The sequence below is a fragment of the Mucilaginibacter sp. P4_G9 genome (assembly GCF_056400985.1).
The window spans coordinates 1-3024 of the sequence record NZ_JBFUKF010000516.1 but is presented as its reverse complement, the minus strand read 5'-3'; the positions used below and the strand labels follow the sequence as shown (position 1 = coordinate 3024).

Below are 3024 nucleotides of genomic sequence, written 5' to 3'. Positions count from 1 at the left end.
CAATTGTACTTCTTCGCGGGTATAGTCATCGTTACCTAATTCGGCAAGGGCATCATCAATAGAATCAGCTTCAGCCGTACGGAAATAATCGAACACTTCTTCTTGTTTGTCCTCGTCTATCACCTCATCGATATAATAATTAAGGTTAAGTTTGGTTCCTGAGTTAACAATGGTTTCAACCTCCTTCAGGATCTCCTCATAGGTAAGTCCTTTTGAGGCGGCAATATCATCCAGGTTTAAGTGGCGATCTATATTCTGGATAATGAAAACCTTAAGCGCCGATTTGTTGGCAGCGCTTTTGATCACCATATCAACCGGACGGTCGATATCATTATCCTCCACATATTTCTGGATCAGATCTGTAAACGGTTTACCAAATTTAAGGGCTTTACCTGCACCTACTCCCGAGATCTGTTTTAGCTCTTCGGTATTGATTGGGTAATGCGTGCACATTTCCTCCAATGACGGATCCTGGAAGATAACGAATGGTGGTAATCCTTTTTGTTTTGCCAGCTTTTTACGCAGGTCTTTCAGCATTTGCAGCAACTGGGTATCCAGGGCGCCTCCGCCTTGTTTAGGGCCGTCAGTGTCATCATCATCGTCAGTGCCCTCTATGATGTGGTTCATCACAAAGCGGATACTGTGAGGGTTCTCGATAAAGGAATTGCCCAGTTTGGTTAACCGCAGCAAACCATACTGATCAATGTCTTTTGAAAGATAATTGTTCAGTAACGCCTGCCTCAATAAAGAATTCCACAGGTTTTTACCCTGTTCTTTTCCCGAACCATAATAGTCAAGCAAATCGTGTTCGTAATTCTTTATTTGCGCGTTGTCCTCACCCATCAGTATACTAATGATGTAGGTATCGTCAAATTTCTCTCCTATATGTTTAATCAGGCTTAGTGCTTTGTGCAGATGTTCCTCTCCGTCAAAATGCTCTTTGTGACCGCAGCAGTTATCGCACATATTATTGCAGCCGGCTTCATTAAAGTTTTCACCAAAATAATGCAGCAGCTGCTTACGGCGGCAAACTGATGATTCGCAATAGTCAATTACTTCCTTTAAAATCTGGGTGCCTATCTCGCGTTCAGCAACCGGCTTATCCTTCATAAACTTTTGAAGTTTATCTATATCCTTTTCAGAATAAAAAGCTACGCAAACACCTTCACCGCCATCACGGCCGGCCCTGCCGGTTTCCTGGTAGTAACCTTCCATGCTCTTGGGCACATCGTGGTGGATCACATACCTTACATCGGGTTTATCAATACCCATACCGAAGGCGATAGTAGCCACAATAACGTCTACATCCTCCATCAGGAATTTGTCTTGCGTATCGGCGCGCACCTTAGGGTCTAAACCTGCGTGGTATGGTAAAGCCTTTACACCATTAAGGTTAAGCGCCTCGGCTACTTCCTCTACCTTTTTACGGCTAAGGCAATAGATAATGCCCGATTTGCCCTGGTTTTGCTTTACAAACTTTACAATCTCTTTAATCACGTTCCGTTTGGCACGTACTTCGTAAAAAAGGTTTGAGCGGTTAAATGATGATTTATAGATTGTGGCATTGTTCATCTGCAGGTTTTTCTGAATATCCTGCTGAACTTTTGGCGTGGCCGTAGCTGTTAACGCAATAATTGGTATATTATCACCAATGTTACTGATCACCTGACGGATCTTGCGGTATTCGGGCCTGAAATCATGCCCCCATTCCGAAATACAGTGCGCTTCGTCAACTGCCACAAATGATACCTGGTTAAGGCGCAAAAAATCAATATTTTCCTGTTTGGTTAACGATTCCGGGGCTACATATAATAGTTTGGTTTTCCCCGCTAAAACGTCTTCCTTAACACGTCCTATATCCGCTTTTGTAAGGGATGAATTTAAAAAGTGGGCTATACTATCTGAGCCGCCAAAGGCCCTTAGCTGATCTACCTGATTTTTCATCAGCGCAATCAGTGGTGAAATTACTATCGCGGTGCCATCGCTCATTAAAGCGGGCAATTGGTAACACATTGATTTACCACCACCCGTCGGCATGATTACGAAGGTATCATTACCAGCCAGAATGTTGGTTATTATCGCTTCCTGTTCCCCCTTAAAGTTATCAAATCCAAAAAAGTTCTGGAGGTTATCGAATAGCGACTTCTTAGTTTCTATCATTATCTTAAATAATCTAAAGTCAATTTAAAAGTTTAAAGTAACAAAATTTTATGAATAAACGATGGATTTACTTTTAAATTTTAAACAAAAATGATTATTAAATGAAAAACAATTTGTTTACTTGCTGTATTTAAATTGTTATCAAATTATTTAGTTTCAATTAATGTATAATTAACAGATTATTCTACATTTTTGCCAAGGCTAAACCAAATAAAAATTCTTAAAATTACACATGAACAAAAATTACTATGCCATTATCATGGCAGGCGGAATAGGCAGCCGTTTTTGGCCGATAAGCCGTGCTTCGCATCCAAAACAATTTATCGATATATTAGGAACCGGCAAAACATTAATACAAAACACCTACGAACGCTTCCTGAAAGTGTGCCCCAAAGAAAATATTTATATAGTAACCAATGAAAATTATGCCAAACTGGTAAAAGCCCAGCTTCCGGATCTGGAAGATCAGCAGATACTAACCGAGCCGGTAATGCGTAATACTGCTCCCTGTGTTGCTTATGGTTGTTTCAAGATAGAAAGCATAAACCCCGATGCAGCTATTGTAGTAGCTCCTTCGGACCAGCAGATCCTGGATGAGGATGCCTTTGTAAGCGCCATTGAAAAATCACTGCAAACCGCCACAGCACATGATTGCCTGGTGACGTTGGGCATCAAGCCGTCAAGACCAGATACCGGTTACGGTTATATCCAGTACACCCAAAATACGATTAATGAAGATTTTCATAAAGTAAAAACTTTTACCGAAAAGCCCACGCTGGAGATAGCCAAAACCTTCATCCAGAGCGGCGACTTTTTATGGAATGCGGGCATCTTTGTATGGTCGGCAAAAGCGATAGTAAAAGC

General features: G+C 41.3%; 2 protein-coding genes. One reads left to right on the top strand and one right to left on the bottom strand.

Annotated features, from left to right (window positions below):
- Positions 1–2157: DNA helicase RecQ (gene recQ / locus AC1DPZ_RS24690; RefSeq protein ID WP_477408472.1), on the bottom strand; the 2157-nt coding region annotated here is incomplete at its 3' end.
- Positions 2158–2392: 235 nt separating this feature from the next.
- Here recQ and AC1DPZ_RS24685 point away from each other — a divergent pair.
- A partial coding sequence (locus AC1DPZ_RS24685) for a mannose-1-phosphate guanylyltransferase (protein ID WP_477408470.1) occupies positions 2393–3024 on the top strand: 632 nt, incomplete at its 3' end.